This window comes from Lederbergia citri, from assembly GCF_018343625.1.
In the GTDB taxonomy this organism is placed as follows: Bacteria; Bacillota; Bacilli; order Bacillales; family Bacillaceae_C; genus Lederbergia; species Lederbergia citri.
The window spans coordinates 600,808-620,758 of record NZ_JAGYPG010000003.1 but is presented as its reverse complement, the minus strand read 5'-3'; the positions used below and the strand labels follow the sequence as shown (position 1 = coordinate 620,758).

Annotated in this window: 17 protein-coding genes; 7 read left to right on the top strand and 10 right to left on the bottom strand. The window is 37.4% G+C overall.

From position 1 onward, the window contains the following. Positions 1 to 225: 225 nt before the first annotated feature. Genes KHA97_RS19095 through KHA97_RS19085 form a run of 3 tightly spaced genes read left to right on the top strand, consistent with a single transcriptional unit; the run spans position 226 to position 2,492 of the window. Positions 226 to 348 carry a cytochrome C oxidase subunit II gene (locus KHA97_RS19095; protein ID WP_213126342.1) on the top strand — a complete coding sequence of 41 codons (123 nt, stop codon included), beginning with the start codon at positions 226 to 228 and terminating at the stop codon, positions 346 to 348. Positions 349 to 369: 21 nt separating this feature from the next. Then, a complete protein-coding gene (locus KHA97_RS19090; protein WP_213126341.1) occupies positions 370 to 843 on the top strand; it encodes a cytochrome c oxidase subunit II in 474 nt (157 codons plus the stop codon). Continuing rightward, entirely contained in the window at positions 840 to 2,492 is a 1,653-nt protein-coding gene (locus tag KHA97_RS19085; RefSeq protein ID WP_213126340.1) for a b(o/a)3-type cytochrome-c oxidase subunit 1, read from the top strand. Before KHA97_RS19090 ends, KHA97_RS19085 begins: the two co-directional genes overlap by 4 nt. 180 nt (positions 2,493 to 2,672) lie before the next feature. Here the strand turns inward: KHA97_RS19085 and KHA97_RS19080 are convergent, their stop codons facing one another. From KHA97_RS19080 to KHA97_RS19040, 9 genes are all read right to left on the bottom strand, one after another. Beyond that, positions 2,673 to 4,418 carry a glycoside hydrolase family 35 protein gene (locus KHA97_RS19080; RefSeq protein ID WP_213126339.1) on the bottom strand — a complete coding sequence of 582 codons (1,746 nt, stop codon included), beginning with the start codon at positions 4,416 to 4,418 and terminating at the stop codon, positions 2,673 to 2,675. Next, positions 4,399 to 5,577, bottom strand: a complete 1,179-nt coding sequence (locus KHA97_RS19075; RefSeq protein ID WP_213126338.1) for a Gfo/Idh/MocA family protein — start codon at positions 5,575 to 5,577, stop codon at positions 4,399 to 4,401. The genes KHA97_RS19080 and KHA97_RS19075 overlap by 20 nt, the downstream gene beginning before the upstream one ends. 232 nt (positions 5,578 to 5,809) lie before the next feature. Next, positions 5,810 to 6,688 carry an ROK family protein gene (locus tag KHA97_RS19070; RefSeq protein WP_213126337.1) on the bottom strand — a complete coding sequence of 293 codons (879 nt, stop codon included), beginning with the start codon at positions 6,686 to 6,688 and terminating at the stop codon, positions 5,810 to 5,812. Next, positions 6,685 to 7,371, bottom strand: a complete 687-nt coding sequence (locus KHA97_RS19065) for an N-acetylmannosamine-6-phosphate 2-epimerase (protein WP_213126336.1) — start codon at positions 7,369 to 7,371, stop codon at positions 6,685 to 6,687. Before KHA97_RS19065 ends, KHA97_RS19070 begins: the two co-directional genes overlap by 4 nt. Before the next feature lie 66 nt (positions 7,372 to 7,437). Next, positions 7,438 to 8,781 carry a sialidase family protein gene (locus KHA97_RS19060; RefSeq protein ID WP_213126335.1) on the bottom strand — a complete coding sequence of 448 codons (1,344 nt, stop codon included), beginning with the start codon at positions 8,779 to 8,781 and terminating at the stop codon, positions 7,438 to 7,440. A gap of 334 nt (positions 8,782 to 9,115) precedes the next feature. Further along, positions 9,116 to 10,816 (bottom strand): type 2 periplasmic-binding domain-containing protein, encoded by a 1,701-nt coding sequence (locus tag KHA97_RS19055; protein ID WP_213126334.1) that lies wholly within the window; start codon positions 10,814 to 10,816, stop codon positions 9,116 to 9,118. Positions 10,817 to 10,838: 22 nt separating this feature from the next. Then, positions 10,839 to 11,720: a carbohydrate ABC transporter permease gene (locus KHA97_RS19050; protein WP_213126333.1), complete on the bottom strand. Its 882-nt coding sequence runs from the start codon at positions 11,718 to 11,720 to the stop codon at positions 10,839 to 10,841. Positions 11,721 to 11,736: 16 nt separating this feature from the next. Further along, positions 11,737 to 12,693: an ABC transporter permease gene (locus KHA97_RS19045; RefSeq protein ID WP_233713630.1), complete on the bottom strand. Its 957-nt coding sequence runs from the start codon at positions 12,691 to 12,693 to the stop codon at positions 11,737 to 11,739. Positions 12,694 to 12,725: 32 nt separating this feature from the next. Continuing rightward, complete coding sequence (locus tag KHA97_RS19040; protein WP_213126332.1) at positions 12,726 to 13,640, bottom strand: dihydrodipicolinate synthase family protein; 915 nt, start codon at positions 13,638 to 13,640, stop codon at positions 12,726 to 12,728. A 567-nt stretch (positions 13,641 to 14,207) separates the two neighbouring features. On the opposite strand from KHA97_RS19040, the gene KHA97_RS19035 reads away from it, so the two are divergent. The 3 genes from KHA97_RS19035 (at position 14,208) to KHA97_RS19025 (ending at position 15,895) form a co-directional block, all read left to right on the top strand. Next, positions 14,208 to 14,900: a FadR/GntR family transcriptional regulator gene (locus tag KHA97_RS19035; protein ID WP_213126331.1), complete on the top strand. Its 693-nt coding sequence runs from the start codon at positions 14,208 to 14,210 to the stop codon at positions 14,898 to 14,900. Between the two features lie 23 nt (positions 14,901 to 14,923). After that, positions 14,924 to 15,607 (top strand): FadR/GntR family transcriptional regulator, encoded by a 684-nt coding sequence (locus tag KHA97_RS19030; protein ID WP_213126330.1) that lies wholly within the window; start codon positions 14,924 to 14,926, stop codon positions 15,605 to 15,607. A 120-nt stretch (positions 15,608 to 15,727) separates the two neighbouring features. Beyond that, a complete protein-coding gene (locus KHA97_RS19025) occupies positions 15,728 to 15,895 on the top strand; it encodes a hypothetical protein (RefSeq protein ID WP_213126329.1) in 168 nt (55 codons plus the stop codon). Positions 15,896 to 16,288: 393 nt separating this feature from the next. On the opposite strand, the gene KHA97_RS19020 is transcribed toward KHA97_RS19025, so the two are convergent. After that, positions 16,289 to 17,278: a hypothetical protein gene (locus KHA97_RS19020; protein ID WP_213126328.1), complete on the bottom strand. Its 990-nt coding sequence runs from the start codon at positions 17,276 to 17,278 to the stop codon at positions 16,289 to 16,291. 679 nt (positions 17,279 to 17,957) lie between these two features. Between KHA97_RS19020 and KHA97_RS19015 the strand changes: the two genes are divergently transcribed. Next, positions 17,958 to 19,922, top strand: a complete 1,965-nt coding sequence (locus KHA97_RS19015; RefSeq protein ID WP_213126327.1) for an LTA synthase family protein — start codon at positions 17,958 to 17,960, stop codon at positions 19,920 to 19,922. Positions 19,923 to 19,951: the final 29 nt, after the last annotated feature.

Below are 19,951 nucleotides of genomic sequence, written 5' to 3'. Positions count from 1 at the left end.
CGTCCAACTCGACTTTTGTCGAAGGAGTAATAAGAAAATCTGAGACTCCTGTTCCTCGACTTTCAAATGTTAAACTCTTTGACTTTTCTAAAGGCTAGCTACTGTATTTTTGTCTAAATTTTAACATTGTGCATTTTTTAACATATGGTGTGACTTTTATCACTGTGATGCGAATCACAAAAAAGTACGATTTAGTCATAGAGCAGTAATATAGGAGGATGCCAAATGGCCAAAAAGAAACATCATTCAGACGTTAACCTTAAAGGTACATTAATTAGTGTTTTTACAGTCGGAATTATTATTTTAGTTATGTGGTTTGCCGTTTATGGTCTTTATGTTGCGAGATAAAAAGGAGAAGTAGGTGAAATCATGGATTTTCATAAGTATGAAAAAATTTGGTTAGTATTCGGTATTTTATCATTAGCAATATTTTTAAGTATTGTTGGAATTACTGCTTTTGGGCAAGGGCATACACCTGCCGGCGGAATGGACACCATTGATCCAGAAAAGGTGAATGAAACAGCTCCATTCGATAACCCAGGTGTAAGGCAGATTGATAAAAACACTTATGAAGTGGCAATCGTCGGTATGGCTTTCGGTTATAACCCTTCCAATATCAAAGTACCTGTTGGAAAAGAAATCATTTTTACATTAACAAGTACAGATGTTGTTCACAGTTTCACGATAAAAGATACAAAAGTGAACATGATGGTGGTGCCCGGAAGAATCACGCATAAAAACTACACATTCAATAAACCTGGGAAATATTTAGTCCTATGTAATGAATATTGCGGTACAGGTCACCATTTTATGTCAACAGAGATTGAGGTGTATGAACCATGATAGGAATTCAGGATCGTAAGCTCGCTTTATGGAATATCGGAGTTGCATACATTGCATTCATTATCGGAACTTTTTGTGGATTGCTTCAAGTGTTTGTGCGAAACAATGCACTCGATCTTCCTACATGGCTTAATTATTATCAAATATTAACAGCGCACGGCGTCTTACTAGCACTTATTTATACAACATTTTTCATTTTCGCATTCTTAATCGCTGGAATGAGTAAAACATTAGGCGGTTTTGGACCGAAAGTTAATTTATTCGCTTGGCTAGGATTTATCGTAACGACAATCGGAACAGCACTAGCAACTGTTATGATCATCTCAGGTAAAGCGTCCGTTCTTTATACATTTTACGCACCACTAAAAGCAAGTGGATGGTTTTATGTCGGACTCGCATTAGTCATAGTCGGTACATGGTTGAGCAGCTTTGCACTTATCGGTCATTATATCGTGTGGAAAAAACGTAATAAAGGTCAGTTGAGTCCACTATTTGCGTATATGACAATTGCTACATTAGTATTGTGGATTATTGCCTGTTTAGGTGTAGTTGCAACTGTTGTGTTCCAATACATTCCTTGGGCATTCGGTTGGGTTGATACGATTAACGTAGAGCTAAGTCGCTCTTTATTCTGGTATTTCGGACATCCGCTCGTTTATTTCTGGTTATTGCCTGCTTATATCGCTTGGTATACAGTCGTTCCAAAAATTCTTGGGGTAAAAGTTTTCAGCGATTCTTTAGCTCGTTTATCATTTGTTCTGTTCTTGCTATTCTCTATTCCAGTCGGATTCCATCACCAGTTAACAGAGCCAGGGATCTCAAGCTTCTGGAAGTTTTTACAGGTCGTTCTAACATTCATGGTTATTATTCCATCTCTTATGACTGCCTTTTCCATGTTTGCGACATTTGAAATTTCAGGTAGAGAAAAAGGCGGAACAGGATTGTTCGGATGGTTTAAAAAGCTACCATGGAAAGACGTTCGCTTCACTTCTATTTTTGTCGCAATGGCGTTTTTCATCCCTGGTGGTGCCGGTGGAATCATTAATGCAAGCTTCCAATTAAATGAGCTTGTGCATAATACCCTTTGGATTGTTGGCCACTTCCATATTACAGTTGGAACACCAGTTGCCATGACATTTATGGGAATCACATTCTGGCTTATCCCTTATCTCACAGAAAGGAAGTTCACAAAACGTTTACAAAAGCTAGCCTTTATCCAAATCATTTCTTGGTCTATCGGTATGCTTTTAATGTCTACAGCTCAACATATTTTAGGATTGCTTGGTGCTCCAAGAAGAACAGCTTACTCTGGTTATAACGGAAATGTGAATGCGTTGGAATGGTTCGATGGAATTTTATCTAACCATGTTACGATGGCAGTCGGTGGAACGATTTTATTCTTATCAGCAATGCTATTACTCTACATCGTTGCAAATCTATTATTCGTTGCACCTAAAGCACAATTGAACGGGGAATTTGAGGAATTCCCAATTGCAGAAAGTGATAAATCACATACACCGAAGTTTTTGGAAAACTGGTGGATTTGGATTGGGGTAGCAGTAGCACTAATTTTGATGGCGTACGCATTGCCGCTTAGCCACATGATTCAACATGCCCCTCCTGGATCTGGCCACCATATTACTTGGTAGGAGTTGATGTATATGTTTTTAGCCGTAGCTGCTATGTTAATCGTCCTTGTAACTACTACTGTAATCTGCGTTGAAGTAAATACAGTTGAAGAAGAGTAGAAAAGCGGCAAGTCGCCTGGTCAAGGCGCTGTAGCTAGACAAAAGGAAAAGCGTGGACTATTTAGGTCCACGCTTTTTTCATCATCCTAGTACTGGCTTATCAACAAAACTTATAGCTTGTTCATGCTTATGAAGTTCGAAAACGACGATTTCATTGTCACCTTTTTGTAAAAATGGTGCTGGGACATAAAGTGTCTGTTGAGGTCCAATCTCCCAATAACGCCCAAGATTATGACCGTTCACGAAGACCACGCCTTTCGACCAATTTGACATATCGATAAACGTATCAGCCACTTCATCGATTGTTAACGTTCCACGATGAAAGTGTGGATGATCATCCTTCGCTTCTAGCTTAGCAAACGCCAAATGGCTTAAATCATTTAATGGTAATGGGTACACCGTCCAATCAAATAAAAATTGATTGTTCAATCTAACCCCTTCTGTAATTCCTTTAAAATCAACGAGGAATGGCCCGTAATTGATACGTCCCATATTCTCAACAATGATTTGGAGTTTCGTTTCATCTTCGGTAATATCTACTTCTAAACTAGATTTTCCATTAATTCTATCAACTAATCCAATATACTCACCATTTAAATACACTTGCCCACGATCGTGTACATCTTGAACACTCAATCTTTGCTTGCCGTAAGCTCCTTTAATTACCGTTTCGTATACGATAAAGCCGTATCCTTGACCATATTCCTCCATCGTTAATGGAGCTTCGCTTTTTTGAGGTGTGGAAAGCTGCTCTAATGAGTCAAATAGCGCAACACTTTCTGTTAGTTGAACTTCCCCATATTGTTTTTTAGGCGTAGGAGCATGTAAATTAATTTCTGGGAGGTCCACGTATTTTTCAAAAGTTTTTCGAACCTCAAAGAATTTATCTGTTACATCTCCGGATTCTGTAAGCAATCCGTCATAATCATAGCTCGTAATTGTAGGTTGATAGATTTCCTCATTATGGTTTGCTCCGTTATAGAAACCGAAATTTGTTCCACCGTGCGCCATATAAAAATTGACAGAGCCATTTCGTTCTAACATTTCTTCCAATGTTTCTACAACACTAGCAGCCGATCTTGTATGATGTTCTTCACCCCAATGATCAAACCAGCCATGCCAGAACTCCATGCACATTAATGGAGCATTCGGTTGAACTTTTTTTAATTCAGCAAATGCTTCTTCAGTTCTTGACCCAAAATTCACCGTTTCTAGTACGTTTTCGATCATCCCTCCATGCAGCATGCTAGGTAATGGACCATCTGAAGTAAAGAGAAGTTCATCGCCAACTCTTTTTTGAATGTTGTCACGCATATATTGCAAGTATTTTTGATCGTTTCCGAAACTACCATATTCATTTTCAATCTGAAGGGCAATGATTGGACCTCCATTCGAACTTAAGAGTGGATTCAAGCGATTAAATAACTCGTCAAAATAAGCATCTACTTTTTCTAAGTATGGCTTATTAAAACAGCGTAATTTAATATTTGGCACAGTCATTAACCAATATGGGAATCCACCAAATTCCCATTCTGCACAAATATAAGGACCAGGTCTAACGATGACGTGAAGTCCTACTTTTTCAGCCGTCTTGATAAAGCGCTCAATATCAGCGATTCCATCAAAAACAAATTGACCTTCTTCAGGCTCATGAATATTCCAAGCAACATATGTTTCTACTGTGTTAAGACCACATTCTTTTAATTTTAAAAGTCGATCCTCCCAATATTCAGGAACCGTTCTAAAGTAATGCATAGCACCGCTTAAAATTAACGTTTCTTTGCCATCAAGCAAAAAGGAGTTTTCGTTATACGTTAACTTTGGCATATTGCCCCTCCTCGATTGGACGATGATTTCCTTGATCAATCTCAATTACTTTTCCGCCAGAACGGATCGATTCAGTAGCTGCACAACCAACTGCTACACTCATGCGGCCTGCAAAAGGAGTTGTTAATGGTTGCTTATTGTATAAAACCAGATTTACAAAATCTGCACAAATGCGTGGGTCAGCTCCACTGTGAGTTCCAGGCATTTGCTTCATCTCGTATACAATATCACTCATTTCATGCCAAGTGCCTGATTTCCTCGTTTTTACATATACTTTATCGTTAATATCATCGTTCTCAATACGGCCTTTCGTACCAATAAATGTGTAATTTCGAGAATATTCAGGAGTAAAATGACATTGCATATAAGATGCTTTAATACCATTTTCAAGCTCCATTATGACCATATTATTATCTTCTACATCGATTTCTTCACGGAAAGCACATTGTGTTAACTTTGTTAAACTTACATCCGGGCACGTGTCTTTCAATTCACAATCAGGGCAATATAAATCATTTGGCTTGTCCCCACCATAATAATCTAGGCTTCCAAATGCAGATACCTTTTTCGCATATTGTCCCGTTAACCAATGAATAACGTCGAAATCATGAGACGCTTTTTGTAAAAGCAAAGATGTCGTATTTTTAGATGCCCCATGCCAATCATGGTAATAATAATATCCGCCTAGTCCTACAAAATGTCTAACCCAAACGGCTTTAATATCGCCAATGACGCCAGAATCAATGATTTCCTTCATCGTTTGGTACATACTCATATAACGCATATTGAACCCAATCATTAAATGCTTTCCAGAAAGCTTCCATTCATCAAGAATACGATCACAGCCTTCAGGGGTAATCGCAAGTGGTTTTTCACAATAAACATGCTTCCCTGCTCGTAACGCTGCAATTGCATGTTCTTCGTGTAAATAATCTGGTGATAGAATAGCTACAGCATCGATATCTTCTCTAGCCAACAATTCCTTGTAATCTGTTGTAACGAAACCATCTTCATTAATTTCTTGTTTAAAGCGGTCAAGAGCAGCAACCGAAATATCCGCCGCACCTACAACAACCGAATTCCCTTCAGGTTGATGCCAATACTTAACAATATTACTTCTTAGCCCAATGCCGATAATCCCCATTCTTAATTGCGTCATGACTGCACCCCTTTATGATGAATTCAAATTTATTTTGTATAATTATAAATTCTGATTTGATAGCCAAAAGTTTACTCGCCATCGAATCGAATTTACTGGCCGGTTACTAGATTTTAGTGGCCAAATGACCAATTTTACTTGCCGGATGCCTCGTTTTACTGGCCGATCGACTGACTTGACTGGCCATTGGCACCAATTTGCTAGCCAATCAATAATTATGTGAACAATAACTTTACGCTTGTCTGCTTTTTATAAAATGATAGACCGCTCCAACCATGCCAGCGTGGTTGGATAACTTGGCCAAAACAATTTCGGTATTTTTATAGATAGATGGTTGTATATATTTTTGGACTTCCTGTTGAATTTCTTGCAAAAACCTCTCACCACGTGCGGTAATACCGCCTCCAACGATTACTTTTTCGGGATTGAAAATATAAATAAGATTGGTGATGCCGATTGCTAGATGCTTAAAAAATGTATCGGCCGCTAGTTTCATATCTACATCACCTTCATCATACAATGCGAAAATTTCTTTCCCTGTCCAATCACGGTCTTCCTTGTACTTCCGAGCAAGATGAATTAAGCCGGAGACGGAGGCAACTTTTTCAAATACTTCTCCTTCGACCAACATATAGCCCCATTCACCTGCGCTGAATGTGTGCCCAGAGTACATTTTCCCATCTATAACAATGGCGCCTCCTATCCCGGTTCCAACGGTTAGGGCGATAAAATTATTTACATCATGGCCACCAAGCCACTGCTCTCCTAAAGCTGCACAATCCACGTCATTCCTTACTTCGACGGGTAAACCAAGTGCCTCTTCTATACGGAGTTTTATTTCCACACCTGTATAATTCGGAATCGTATCACCAGCCCCGACAATGGTCCCTGTATGGAAATCCACTTGACCAGCTGTACTAATCGCAATTCCTATAACGGAGTGATCTTCGATTAATCTTTTTCCTTTGGCAATTACCTTATCAATAATAGAAGGTCCGCCTAGATGTGCTTCAGTGTCCATTAGTCCATGAGAAATAATATTTCCTGATTCATCGACAATTCCATATTTAATTTGTGTACCGCCAATATCAAAAGCTAAATACTGATTCATTTTTCAATTCCTTCTGCAAAGGATTTTGTTATCAATTGTGGTCTTGTAATCGCACTGCCTACTACAATTGACCATGCACCTAGTTCAAGCATTTTTTTCGCGTCCTGTGGCGTATTAATGCGTCCTTCTGCAATCACAGGAATTCTTGAGGTCTTGCAAAGTTCTTCTACTAATTGAAAATCAGGTCCTTCGAGCTTAGGACTATCTGCCGTGTAGCCTGATAGAGTTGTAGAAATCATATCCACGCCACAGCTTGTTGCATATTCAGCATCTTTTTTTGTAGCAATATCTGCCATTACGAGAGTATTACTATTTTCGTGAATATAGCGAACCAAATCGTCTAATGTTTCCCCATTCGGTCTATTGCGAATGGTAGCATCGAGTGCAATGACAGCGGGTTCCACCTCAAGTAATTCCTTTACTTCTTTTAAGGTGGCTGTAATAAAAACTTCACTATCTGGATAGTCACGTTTGACCAAGCCAATGACTGGGAGACCCGTTTGCTTCTTTATTGCAGCCACATCCTGCGCTGAGTTGCTTCTGATCGCTACTGCTCCACCCTCTTTAGCCGCCTGAGCCATTTTCGCCATAATGTCGGAACCATGAAGTGGTTCGTTTTCAAGCGCTTGGCAGGAGACGATTAATTTTTTATGTATAGTTTTAAAAAAAGATTGTTTGTCCATGTGTATCCTCCCACAATTGTCAAAAGGAACAGGCAAATCATCCACCTTTACCTGTCCCTTAGTTCATTATTCTGATTTTAGCCAATCAAGTGTAAATGTGCCAAATTGAATATCCATTTTGTTCCAATCGGAATAATCCTCGACACGCTCATACAGAATACCAACTTCACCATTTTTAAGAACGGTTAAACAAGAATAGCCAAAATAACCATCTTCTACTACTTTGCTATAAGGCCATGTTTTTCCTCCGTCCTCACTTAAGCGGACCGTACCTTTAATCCTTGTTTTTTCATCTGCAGGATTTGAGAAAAGGACGCGCACCTTTCCATCACCTAAGTCAGGATAAAGAACGACGCTTGATTGACAGATTGGATCGATAAGTGCATCGTCAAAAGTTACTTCTCCCCATGTTTCTCCACCATCAGTACTTGTCGTAACTGCAGTTCTTTGCAGGCCATAATGATTGCGAAGATAATATCTCAATTCACCCGTAGGTAATTCAATTACTTGGGATTCAGTTAAATACTGCTTCTCTTCAGAGATTGTTTTAGCAGATAAAATTTCTCCATCCAATTCTCTTCCGTCGTTCGGAGATTCGCCGAGCTTCCAAGTAACACCATGATCGTCACTATACATACAAGCACAAGATAATTTTCCAGCTTCATTTGAAAAATAGATTGGAAATACGAGTCTGCCTGCTTTTTCTCCAGTTGTAAGTTGAATTCCACATCCAGGTCCAGAACCGATAAAACGCATCCATTCTTGTTTTACCATCGGATTTAATTCTCTTGGCTTGGACCAAGTAAGACCATCGTCTTCACTTTGGATAACTTGTAAAAAGGAAGTTCTCGCTTCTAGCAAGCTTTCATTTGGATCGACACCTTTTTTAAAAAAGATGTTACCTTTAGTTTCGCCATTTTGAAAAACATATCCTTCTTCGTCAACACTATAATCTGTTTCGTTATTTTTGGAATCTAAAACTCTTCCGCTTTCAGCAAGGAAGTAAACATTGCCTTCTTTATCATATAGTTTTCTACGACCTTCTGAATCAAAGCCTATTCCCGGTTCGCTTGCCCATAGACCAATTCCACCTGGCGTATGCATAAACAGCATAAAAATAGTTCCTGTTTCTTTATCTTGTAAAAGCGATGTATCAATGGCTGCGGCCCCATCTAGACCTTCTCCAGCATACGCAACGAGCTTTTGGACTGGTCCCCAAGTCTTTCCATTGTCTTCACTACGGCGAATTGTCACGTCAATTTTATTTGGATTATCTGTTTGATCTACAATTCTAGCATCAATCCCAGCAATGACTGTTCCTTTCGTTGTCGTAATCATTGAAGGAATTCGATACGCTTTAGACCCGGCTAAATCTGGATAATAAATTGCTTCTGCTTGAATATTTGGCATGTCGCAAATCTCCCTATATTTGATAAATTGGTGTAAAGCCTAGCTTATTTCGAAAAGTACATGAGTCTTGCTCATCAACTTGCAAACTATAATACCTTTGAAATTATCGAATGAAAGAGACTAGGTTTGCTAGTTGATGGCTGCTTGTTATACCCTACAATCTACTATGTAATAGGCAGTTAAAGTTCATTGTCGACTTGGGCCATTGATGTTGAAAAGGTTGGAAAACAGCTCAGTAATCAACATACAACTTAAACAGAATGCCATTACATATTTTACTTTAGAATTATAAGCAAGTCCCGCAAGTGACTAGCACCGCGGGACAACCTTTATTTTATTTTTTACCTTGTAAAAGGTCAGAAACTAAAGGTGCTTTATCTAATTCTTCAAGAACTTCTTTACCACCATTTTTCATCCAGCTGTCAACGTATTTATCCCACTCTTTATCGATATCAACTTCACCGACAATAGCTTTCATTCTGAACTCGTCAACAATTGTATTAAGTTGTCCACCATATCGCTTATCAAGTTCTCTTAAATTTGTTTCATTTAAAAGATCCCATTTATAAGGACGGATTAACATTTTTTCTTTAATATCTTCGCGAGCATACCACTCATCTTTTAATTTCAAAGTGTATTCAGAGTTAATCCATTGTACTCTTTCTTTATCATACGTACGGAAGTTATAAGCCCAGAATCCAGAGTTACCTTCTTCTAAAGAAAATTCTGGACGAACTTTAATCGCTGATTTATCAGGCTCGCCTTCCCAATCTGAATGCTCACCAATTTCTCCGTATAGTGTCCATCTTGCATCATTGTCAAAGTTAATATAATCAAAGATTTGAAGAATACGTGCTAATTGCTCATCTGTTACTTTTTTCGAAATATAGAAACTATCTGCTAAGTTAACTACTGGTAAATATGCTGAAATCCCTTGTTGTCCATTTGGACCAATTTCAGGTGCAGTTGCAAGAACTTTTGCTGTTGAGTCAGGTGTTTCAACGATATTTTGTGGAGCACGGCCTCTTGCCCAGTCATCCATTGCCAAGTAAGAAGGTTGGGCAATAAAGTAACCAATTTTTCCAGTTTTGTATTTTTCCCAAGTCATTTTTTCATCTAATGTTGTAAATTCTGGGTCAATAATTCCTTCTTTGTACCATTTTGCCATAAGTTTCAAGAAGTCTTTATACTTTTCAGATACTTCCATACGAGTTAATTTATCGTTTTCAATAAAATTGTATCCGTTACCTAATTGGAAAGCTCCTAATAGAGTAGCTGCCCAGTTTAGATTATTGTTAGCAGGTAATAGACCATAAGTATCATTTTTACCGTTTCCATCTGGATCTTTAAAAGTGAAATCTTTTAAAATTTGCTCTAACTCTTCTAAAGTATATCCATGTTCAGTAAAGAAAATTTTCTCACGTCCGCCGCTTGGACCTACTGGTTTTACATCGCTAGGGATTTCGTAGCCTAACTTTTCAAGCCAATCTAGACGTAAAGTTGGTCCCCAAGCCATACCATCTACGTGTGCATATTGCCCAACCAATTGTAAATATTCATTATCGGTGCCCTTTTTTAAGTTCATAATAGGTCCTGGTTGGTTATCTTCTAACATTTTCATATAACGAGGTGCATATTTTTCTAGCATTTCTTTAGGGATTGTTCTCGTTAAACCCGAATCAAACATTTCTTGAGGTGTTTGACCACCTGCAGTGAATGAAAAGGTATCAGGCAAGTCCCCAGAAGCAACCATTAAGTTTGTTTGCTCCGCATCCCATGTATCTACTTTCGTGTTAACGATCTTTACGTTAAATTGCTTTTCTAATCGTTTTTGAACATAGCTTCCTTCTTCAACTTTTCCTCTCGTAAATGAGCCTGAGAGTTTTAATGTTAGTTCTTTTGAGAAATCACCAGCATCAGGCAGTTTAGAGACATCAATTTCTTCCGACTTGTTGCCAGCCTTCGAACCACATCCAGAAACAATGAGGGTTGTTGCCATGAATCCCACTAGCAAAGCTTTCTTCATTCTCTTCATTCTTTTTCCTCCTTTGATTGGGTTACCCTTTAAGGGATCCAATCATGATTCCCTTTATAAAATATTTTTGAACGAATGGATATACCAAAACAATCGGACCGATTGAAATAATAACCGTCGCAGCACGCACATTAGCTAATAACAAGTTTTGGGATGAACCCCCACCTGCTCCTATGGCAGCCGCGTTTTCTGATTGTGATGCATCCATCGCGGTCAACATTTTTCGAACAACGATTTGCAATACACTCTTGGCATCGTCTTGTATATACACAAGAGCATGGAACCATTCATTCCAATGGAAAACAGCTGCCCATAAGGCAATCGTTGCAATTACTGGTTTGGATAATGGCAATATAATTTTTGTTAAAATCGTAAAATATCCTGCACCGTCCATAACGGCGGACTCTTCAATTCCTTTATCAATCGTCATGAAGTAGTTCCTCATGATTATGATGTAAAAAACGTTTACAGCAGATGGTAAAATTAACGCCCATCTTGTATCAATCAATCCTAAATTTTTTATCAATAAATAATCTGGAATGATTCCACCTGAGAAAAACATAGCAATCAGAAAAAAGATGGTAATCGTATTCCGGAATGGCAAATCTTTTTTTGATAAAGGATAAGCCGCCAACATTGTGAAAGCTACAATTAAAAATGTTCCGGATACAGTACGTAAAATTGTATTGGCATATGCTTTCATCGTGTTTCCGTAAGTAAATACAAATTGGTAAGCATCTGTTATCCAATGTTCTGGCCACAGATTCATTCCAAGTCCTGAAACTTGTTTCGGATCAGAAAAGGAAATGACAATTGTTTGCCAGAAAGGATATAAAACTATGATTGAGAAGAATGTAAATCCAATGATTAAACATAACTCAAATATAGAAAACTTTTTCTTCACTTAAATCATCCCCTTTCTACCAAATTCCATGTTCACTTTTCCGACGAATAATAGCATTAGCTCCCAGAATGAAGATGATGCCGATTACGTTTTTAAACAAACCGACTGCGGTTGCATAATCAAACTGGAATTGTTCTAAACCGCTTCGATATACATACGTATCGATAATATCTGCGACTTCATAAACAAGTGGATTGTATAAGTTCAAGATTTGGTCAAAGCCTGCATTCAAGATTCCACCAAGTCGAAGGATGAATAGGATAATGACCATTGGCATAATCGAAGGAAGTGTAATATGAATCATTTTTTTAAATCTGCCTGCTCCGTCCATTTCCGCGGCTTCATATAATGCTGGATCAATCGATGCAATCGTTGCCAAATAAATGATTGCTCCATACCCAATTTCCTTCCAAATATCAGTTAGTAAAAGGACTGGGATAAAAAATACTTTACTAGCCAAGAAGTTTACGGGATCTCCACCGAATGCCGTAATGATAAAGTTGATAATTCCTCTTTGCGGTGAAAACACTTCTATAATCATGGCCGACAATATAACCCAAGACATGAAATGTGGTAAGTAGGAAATCGATTGAGTTACTTTTAAGAACTTTTGATTACGGATTTCATTAAGCAAAATGGCAAATATAATAGGTGCCGGAAATGCGATGACGATCTTCAGAATACTAATGATTAACGTATTTTTTAATGCCCGTAAAAACATGAAGTCCGTAAATAATCTTTTAAAGTGTTCAAAATCATTCCAAGGGCTATCCCAAATACCAAGACCGGGAGAAAAATTCTTGAAGGCAATAATGACTCCATACATTGGGAGGTAGTTGAATATAAATAACATGATTGCTGGAAATAAAAGCATAAGATAAAGCAATTTCATTCTTTTCATTTGTTCCCACGTAGATTTTTTGGGGCTTTTTATTTCCACTGTTTTTTGTGTAATGTTGGTATTCGCTTTCATTTATTCTCCTCCTTTACATAAAAATCAGAACATTAAGCGTAAATCTGTATTAAACTCTCAATCTCTTGATTAAGCTCTCTCAATGCTTCCCAATCATTTTCTTGTACTGGCAATAGAGGTAATCGAGGCGAACCTGTTTCAATACCTCTTAAACTTAAAATTGCTTTAGTAGCTCCATATAAGGAAGGGAAGCTTAGCAATTTAGTAATGATAGCGTTAATTTTATTTTGCAGATCTTGAGCTTTTTCAATCGCCCCATTTTGGTAGAACGTTTCCAATTGACAGAACAATTCAGGCATGACCCCATATGTACCACCAATTCCTCCGTCTGCTCCCATGATTCGTCCACCTAAATATTGTTCATCTGGGCCGTTATATACTAAAAACTCTTTTCCACTATTTGCTTTAAACTGCTGAAGTTCAAACACACTCTCACCAGACATTTTAATTCCAACTACTTTATCTAGCGCTACCATTTTCTTAAATAATGATTGAGTTAAGTTGAAGCCTGTTGTTTGAGGAATATTGTAAATAATGAAAGGTAGTGATGAACTATCAATCATTTCTTGCCAATGTCTTTCAACCGCTTTCTCAGATAAGCGATAATAAATTGCAGGTACTGCTGATACGGCATGAGCACCTAAAGCTTCCGCATGAATGGCTAATTCTTTGCTTTCTTTAGTAGAGTTAGCACCGATGTGCACAATGATTGTCAGTTCTTGTCCAACTTCTTCCATAACCGCTTTCAAAACTGCTTTTCTTTCCTCTACATTCTGTAAAATACCTTCACCAGAGCTACCACCGACGTATAATCCTTTAACTCCGGAATTTACATAATATCTAGCTAGCTTCTTTACCCGATCAGGGCTAACCTCTCCTGCCTCATTGTAAGCAGAATACATAGCTACAAAAACACCTTTATACTTGTCCAAATCCCATGCCGTCATAAATTCAACCCATTTCTATTTATTGTGTTATAGTATGTATCAATAGTTATCATACTATGGTCCTACCAGTTACAAAGAATATATTTTATATCCACCGAAATCTACCAGTTGATTAAAATTTTTCCAACGTGTAAGATTAACTTGAAGTTCATCATATGGTCTGACCACTTGAAGCTTGTAATATAAAATTAATCGCTTCCACAATAAATGTCAATCATTTTTTTTTAAAAAGATAGGTACTTATAAATTTATTAATACGCATAGATTTGAAAATTGACTTTCTCAATCTAGCAATAGTCAAGTAATCTCTTTACCTCTTCCCTATGGTATTTCAGCATCGATTCGTCTTACCGGACCCAGAGGCTGAAAGAGGGATGGCGACTACCATCACCACGTCCTTATGTCTTGCCAATGGATAAACATTCCACGGGCAAGTTCGTAGATGGGCACGCGTGCTTCCACTTCTCTAATAAAATAATATTTTGGTAGTTATACTTGTTGCACAATCGTTATAATAGATAATAAGAATTCCCTAATTCCATTTGAATTAGACAGGGGCGAACGAAATTGTTAGTACAACGTAAACAGACATTATCAGAAGTTGTAAGTGCAAGAATCAAATCATATATTTCTGAAAACAAATGCCAGCCAGGTGATCGCTTGCCTACCGAAAAAGAAATAATAGAAATGCTTGGGGTAAGCAGAACCATTGTACGGGAAGCATTAAAGACCTTGCAATCACAAGGTATAATTGAAATTAAACAGGGGCTGGGCATATTTGTAAAGGAAATTAAGATTCAAAGCATCTTCCGAAATATATCCCCTTTCCTAACGATCGATAAAGTCAAATTTAAAGAAGTCATTGATACGAGAATAATATTAGAACTTGGTGCAATCAATCTTGCAATTAATCATTATGATTTAGATAAAATCAAGCAAATGTCCTATTGGAATGAAGCTCTATTAGAAAAAGCGAAAAAAGGTGAAAAACCAAAAACAGAAGACTTAAATTTCCATCGTTCATTAATGAAAGCGACTGGTAATGAAACATATATACAAGTTTCCTCCATAATCTCGGAATATTTTAATATGAATCATCTGGAAGAAATTGTGGATTTAGAACAGTATGTCGCCTCTTATAAGGAACATCAGTCAGTCATTGATTGTATTCTCAATAAAGATGCAGAAAAAGCAAAGCAAGCTATGGAGGAACATCTATGTCATTTATATGATTTACTTAATGATTGGGAAGAAGATTAAAACATATTAAGGCTGTGATTTACATGAAACCGATTGAAGATAAAGAAAGATATACATTAAGTAAGATTGTTAGTGATAATTTAAGACAATATATTATCGATCATCAATTGAAAACAGGCGATAAACTACCCTCTGAACGTGATCTCGCTGCGATGTTAAATGTCAGCAGGGTCATTGTAAGAGAAGCATTACGTGCGCTGGAATCAACTGGAATTATTGTGATCCGCCACGGAGAAGGTGCTTTCGTAAATACGGATGATACAAGTGTCATATTGAATCACTTGCTTTTTTTCTGGAAAATGAATAATGCTCGGATTGAAGAGCTTTTTGAACTAAGAAAATTGCTTGAAAAAACAGCGGTTGAACAAATAATTATTAGTTCCGATATAGAGCATTTGACAGGATTGGAAACCATCATCGATAAAATGACCCAAACAACAGACTCTGATGAATTCAAAGAACTAGATATTGAATTTCATAAAGAGTTAATTAAAGCAACGAACAACGTACTTTTTTCACAATTAACCGATGTCATCGTACAATATTTTTCAGGCGTGTCCCGTGTTATGGATGAAGAGAATCGAAATAAAACGGTTACAGAGCATCAATTAATTGTTGATGCGATTAAAGATAAAAATAAAAATCTAGCCCTTCAACTTTTAAATAATCATCTGCAATATTCGTTGCATTCCTCTATAGGGTCGTAACAGTTTTCTTTGTTGTAAAGACCGTCTCTCAATCACTGAGAGGCGGTTTTTTGTTGTCTTTTCTAATAAATTCCTTGCAATCGTACAAACTAATGTAGAAAATAGAAAGGAGCGAAAAAAATGAGTCGTGGCAAAGGGTTTAACCATAAAGAAAAGGGACATCCGGGTAACTTTCCAAAAAATAGTTTTAGCGAAGAGAAAGAACATACTCGTCAAACTGAACAAATGGAAAACATCGCCACCCATGAAGCCTTTAAAAATCGTATTAAAGAAGACGAAATGCCTTGAATTAGGAAATTAACTGATGGAAGCTTAGACATTAATATCTATCCAAATATTTTTAGGCGTCTCTACGCGGGAGTCGCCTAAAAATATTTGGATAAATTGACTAGGTCATCTTAAATTCTTTAGTCTCTATTTAGTTTACTGAACGGCTCCCCTTTATTAAAAAACTCAAACTTCGCACCTAAATAATTTGGTTCAGTGGTTGAATCATGTTAATTTTATCTAGATTTCATTATGTTCCTTGACAAAAAGCTTTATAAATACTTAAACACCTCATTTTTTGGAATAGTCGATTTGCCGAGAATAGACTACCAAACGAATTAAAAATGGTATTCAGCGAATTAGAGCTTCAAACATCTTGGATTAGCATGTGATTGTCTAAACCGTTGGCTTAAGTCACCCTTTCTTCAATGAAAACAGAATATATATCGTATCAATTTCATGAGATTCTTCCAAAACCCATGAGGTTTGGGTTAAAATTCTCTGCAACCCCTCCATCCCAAGATATCGGATTTGCACGCCAATAAACTCTGTAAATCCCAGGTATCCCGGATTTACATGCGCCCGGTCGAAAATTAATGAACCCGTGACCCGAGCATCAGCCGGGGAGTTGGTATAAAAATGGTTCAAATTTTCAATGATGTCTGAATCCGAACCGTACTCAAAAAGACCGCCCTCCGATAAACAAAGCTGTATCCAGCCAGAACGTTCCAAACTCATCTTTTCTAATGCCTTCGGTTGGCTCCAGTCATAATGAATACTATTGAGGGTAATGTCCAGGCCATGGAAGCGTTCCCCAGGCTGTTTCAAAACATTGATGCATCGTTTTGCGAAATTGGGGCCGGAGGTATCGATATCTAAAATGTCGATCTCAATCTTCCGTCCCTTGAGTAATTCCGGGTCCGATTCCTGAATTAGAATCAGGGTGTTGATACTGTCGGTAGCGGCCCCCCCAGCAATATTGAAGAAACAAAGGTTCCGTTCAGGAAATTGCTTGAGCTGTGGTAGCAAAATTTCCGACTGTCGCCGGCAATGATCCCTCAACCTTATCCGAAGTCCCATGAAAGAGGTTTGCTTCACCGCCCACTTGTCTCGGAAACCTAATTTTATGCCCCGGCTTAATTCGGGGCCAAGTTTGTACAGCAACGTACGCATGCCGCTAAGATAGGAATTGTCAACATTAGACATTTTCACAAAGATGTTCCTGATAAAGCTAGGCATCTTCTTTAATGATTCAATGCTCCGGGCTGACTTGAGACAGCTCAAATGATACGCCTGTTCATCAATACATGCGTTGAAAAGAGGATGAGTAATATCCAGAATCGGTAATTGAACTTCATTCTCGAAAAACGCATAGAGAATTCTCTGATTTTGATTTGCATTCATGGATTTCATTCCACCTCACTTGAACAATGATTTTTGATCTAACTAAAACCCAAAGCTAGCGTAATTGATCTTCCCGGAAGAAGTCCGGGGAATCTGTTGAATTGGAATTACCTGAATGAAATCCAGGGGGATTTTAACCCCTGGTTCTTTACTGATGTTATTCAATATCACTTTCGGCACATCCTGCGATTCCTCCTGCTGGTACGCAATCAGCAGCAGTATGTCCTGTCCACAAAGATAACATTTGAACCCAAAACTCTGTATGAAAAAACGTCCTGCTAAATTATCCCATATCGCCAAGACGCCAAATAATTTATCGCATTTCGTGAGGTCTTCCCGGCAAGATTCCACTCTGCGAAGTTTGAGTAAATAATATCCCTCATTCAAACAGAATCGACCTTTTGGGTTATTCGGACCTTCCCCCATTAAACTTGTTTCCATCTAAACCTTTAAAAATAAAATGTAATCCACAGCAGCTATGATCAAAAAGCGGTTCAACGTCTACCCCACTTTTCCACTAACCTTTTAGGAAACGTATTAAAATATAAGACTATGACAAGCCTTCATACACTTACCTCTTTAATCATAAATATATAAATACCACATATTTTTTTTCATATTGTAACGACTCATTCAAAAAATCGTCTAACACAATAAGATGAACCATGGAGGTGAATGGATGAAAGCAATACTGGAAGAAGACTTACTTCTAATTTATTTGTTACTGTCAGTCTGTTTCATCGATGTTATTTTTCGCTTGACGACAATCAATAATTTTTCCTATACAGACTTAGTGATTTCCTTTTATTTTCTAACTGCTTACTCCTTGATCATTTATTTAATATGCAGTTTCGTTCAAGATACAGCAAGATTGATACTTACCAGTCTTCTTTTTGCTATTGTCGTTGTACTATATATTTCTCAACTTATTTATTTCCAGTTTTTTAAAACTTTTTACAGTATTTATTCATTAGGAAAAGGAGCTCAAATTTTTGAATTTTGGAAGGACATTTCCCATTATTTATTTGAACATTTACTCTTATTTCTATTATTATTTTTTCCTATCTTAATGTTTGTTGCTTTTGGCAAAAAAATGTTTTCTTTAAATAAGGTCAGTTGGATTAAACGGTGTGTATTGCTCTGTTTATTTTTAATGTGTTATTCCACAGGAATTATTTCAGTATATGCAAGTGGAAAAGAGCAAAACTCAGCCTATGATTTGTATTACAAAAACAGTTCTCCACTTCTTTCCGTCGAACACCTTGGATTGCTTACTACAATGCGGCTCGATTTTCAACGGCTTGTAACTCATTGGTCTCCTGATGTAAAGGCGCCAGTTATAGGTGAGCCTACTATCCCTCCTACTAAAAAGAACAGGAAGGATCAAAAAGATGAGAAAGAAGATGAAAAAATAGTAGAATACAATACAATGGATATAGATTTTGCCAAACTCATATCGGAAGAAAAGGATCCAGTCATAAAAGATTTGCACAAGTATTTTGAAAGCGTTCAACCGACTGCAAAAAATGATTTAACTGGCAAATATAAAGGATATAACCTCATTCTCATTACAGCGGAAAGTTTTTCGCCCTTTGCCATTGATGAGAATGTAACTCCAACTTTATATAAAATGGCAAATGAAGGATACCAATTTACTAATTTCTATACTCCAATATGGGGAGTAAGCACATCGGATGGAGAGTACGTCGCCCTTCAAGGCTTGATTCCGAAAAGTGGAGTTTGGAGTTTTCAAGAATCCGGTAAAAATAGTCTACCGTTTGTCCTTGGCAATCAATTTAAAAAATTGAACTATCCAACGAGGGCTTACCATAATCATACGTATACGTATTATGGAAGAAATATTTCTCATCCTAATTTAGGATATGATTATAAGGGATTAGGAAATGGGCTTAATGTGAAAGAAACATGGCCAGAATCTGACTTGGAAATGATGGAGAAAACTGTGCCGGAATACATTAACGACAAGCCATTCCATACGTATTACATGTCTGTAAGTGGACATATGCAATATTCATTTACTGGTAATTATATTGCTTGGAAAAATAAAAAATATGTTGAGAGCTTACCTTACTCTGAGCAAGCTAAGGCCTATATTGCAGCGCAGCTTGAACTGGATCGTGCCTTAGAATTTTTGTTAGTTGAATTGGAAAAGGCAGGAATTGCAGATCGAACTTTGATAGCTCTAAGTGCTGATCACTATCCATATGGCCTTAATGATAAAACGATTAATGAACTGGCAGGTCATCCTGTTGAAAGAAACTTTGAGCTTTATAAAAATTCATTTATTCTTTATACAAAAGGAATGAAACCGGAAGTTATTTCAAAACCAGCTTCTAGTTTAGATATTTTACCTACACTTTCTAATTTGCTTGGACTTGATTATGATTCAAGGTTACTTATGGGAAGGGATATTTTTTCTGATTCTGACCCCCTTGTTCTATTTTCAAATAAAAGTTTTATAACGGACAAGGGAATGTATAATGCCACTACTCGGACATTTGCAGCTAATAACGGAGAACAAGCTGACGAAGATTATATTAAATATATTTCTTCTATCGTCGAAGCAAAATTCTACTACTCAACGAAAATACTCGAAAAAGATTACTATAGCAAAATTGAATGATTGCCAGGGACCGGTACAATCGCGGTCCC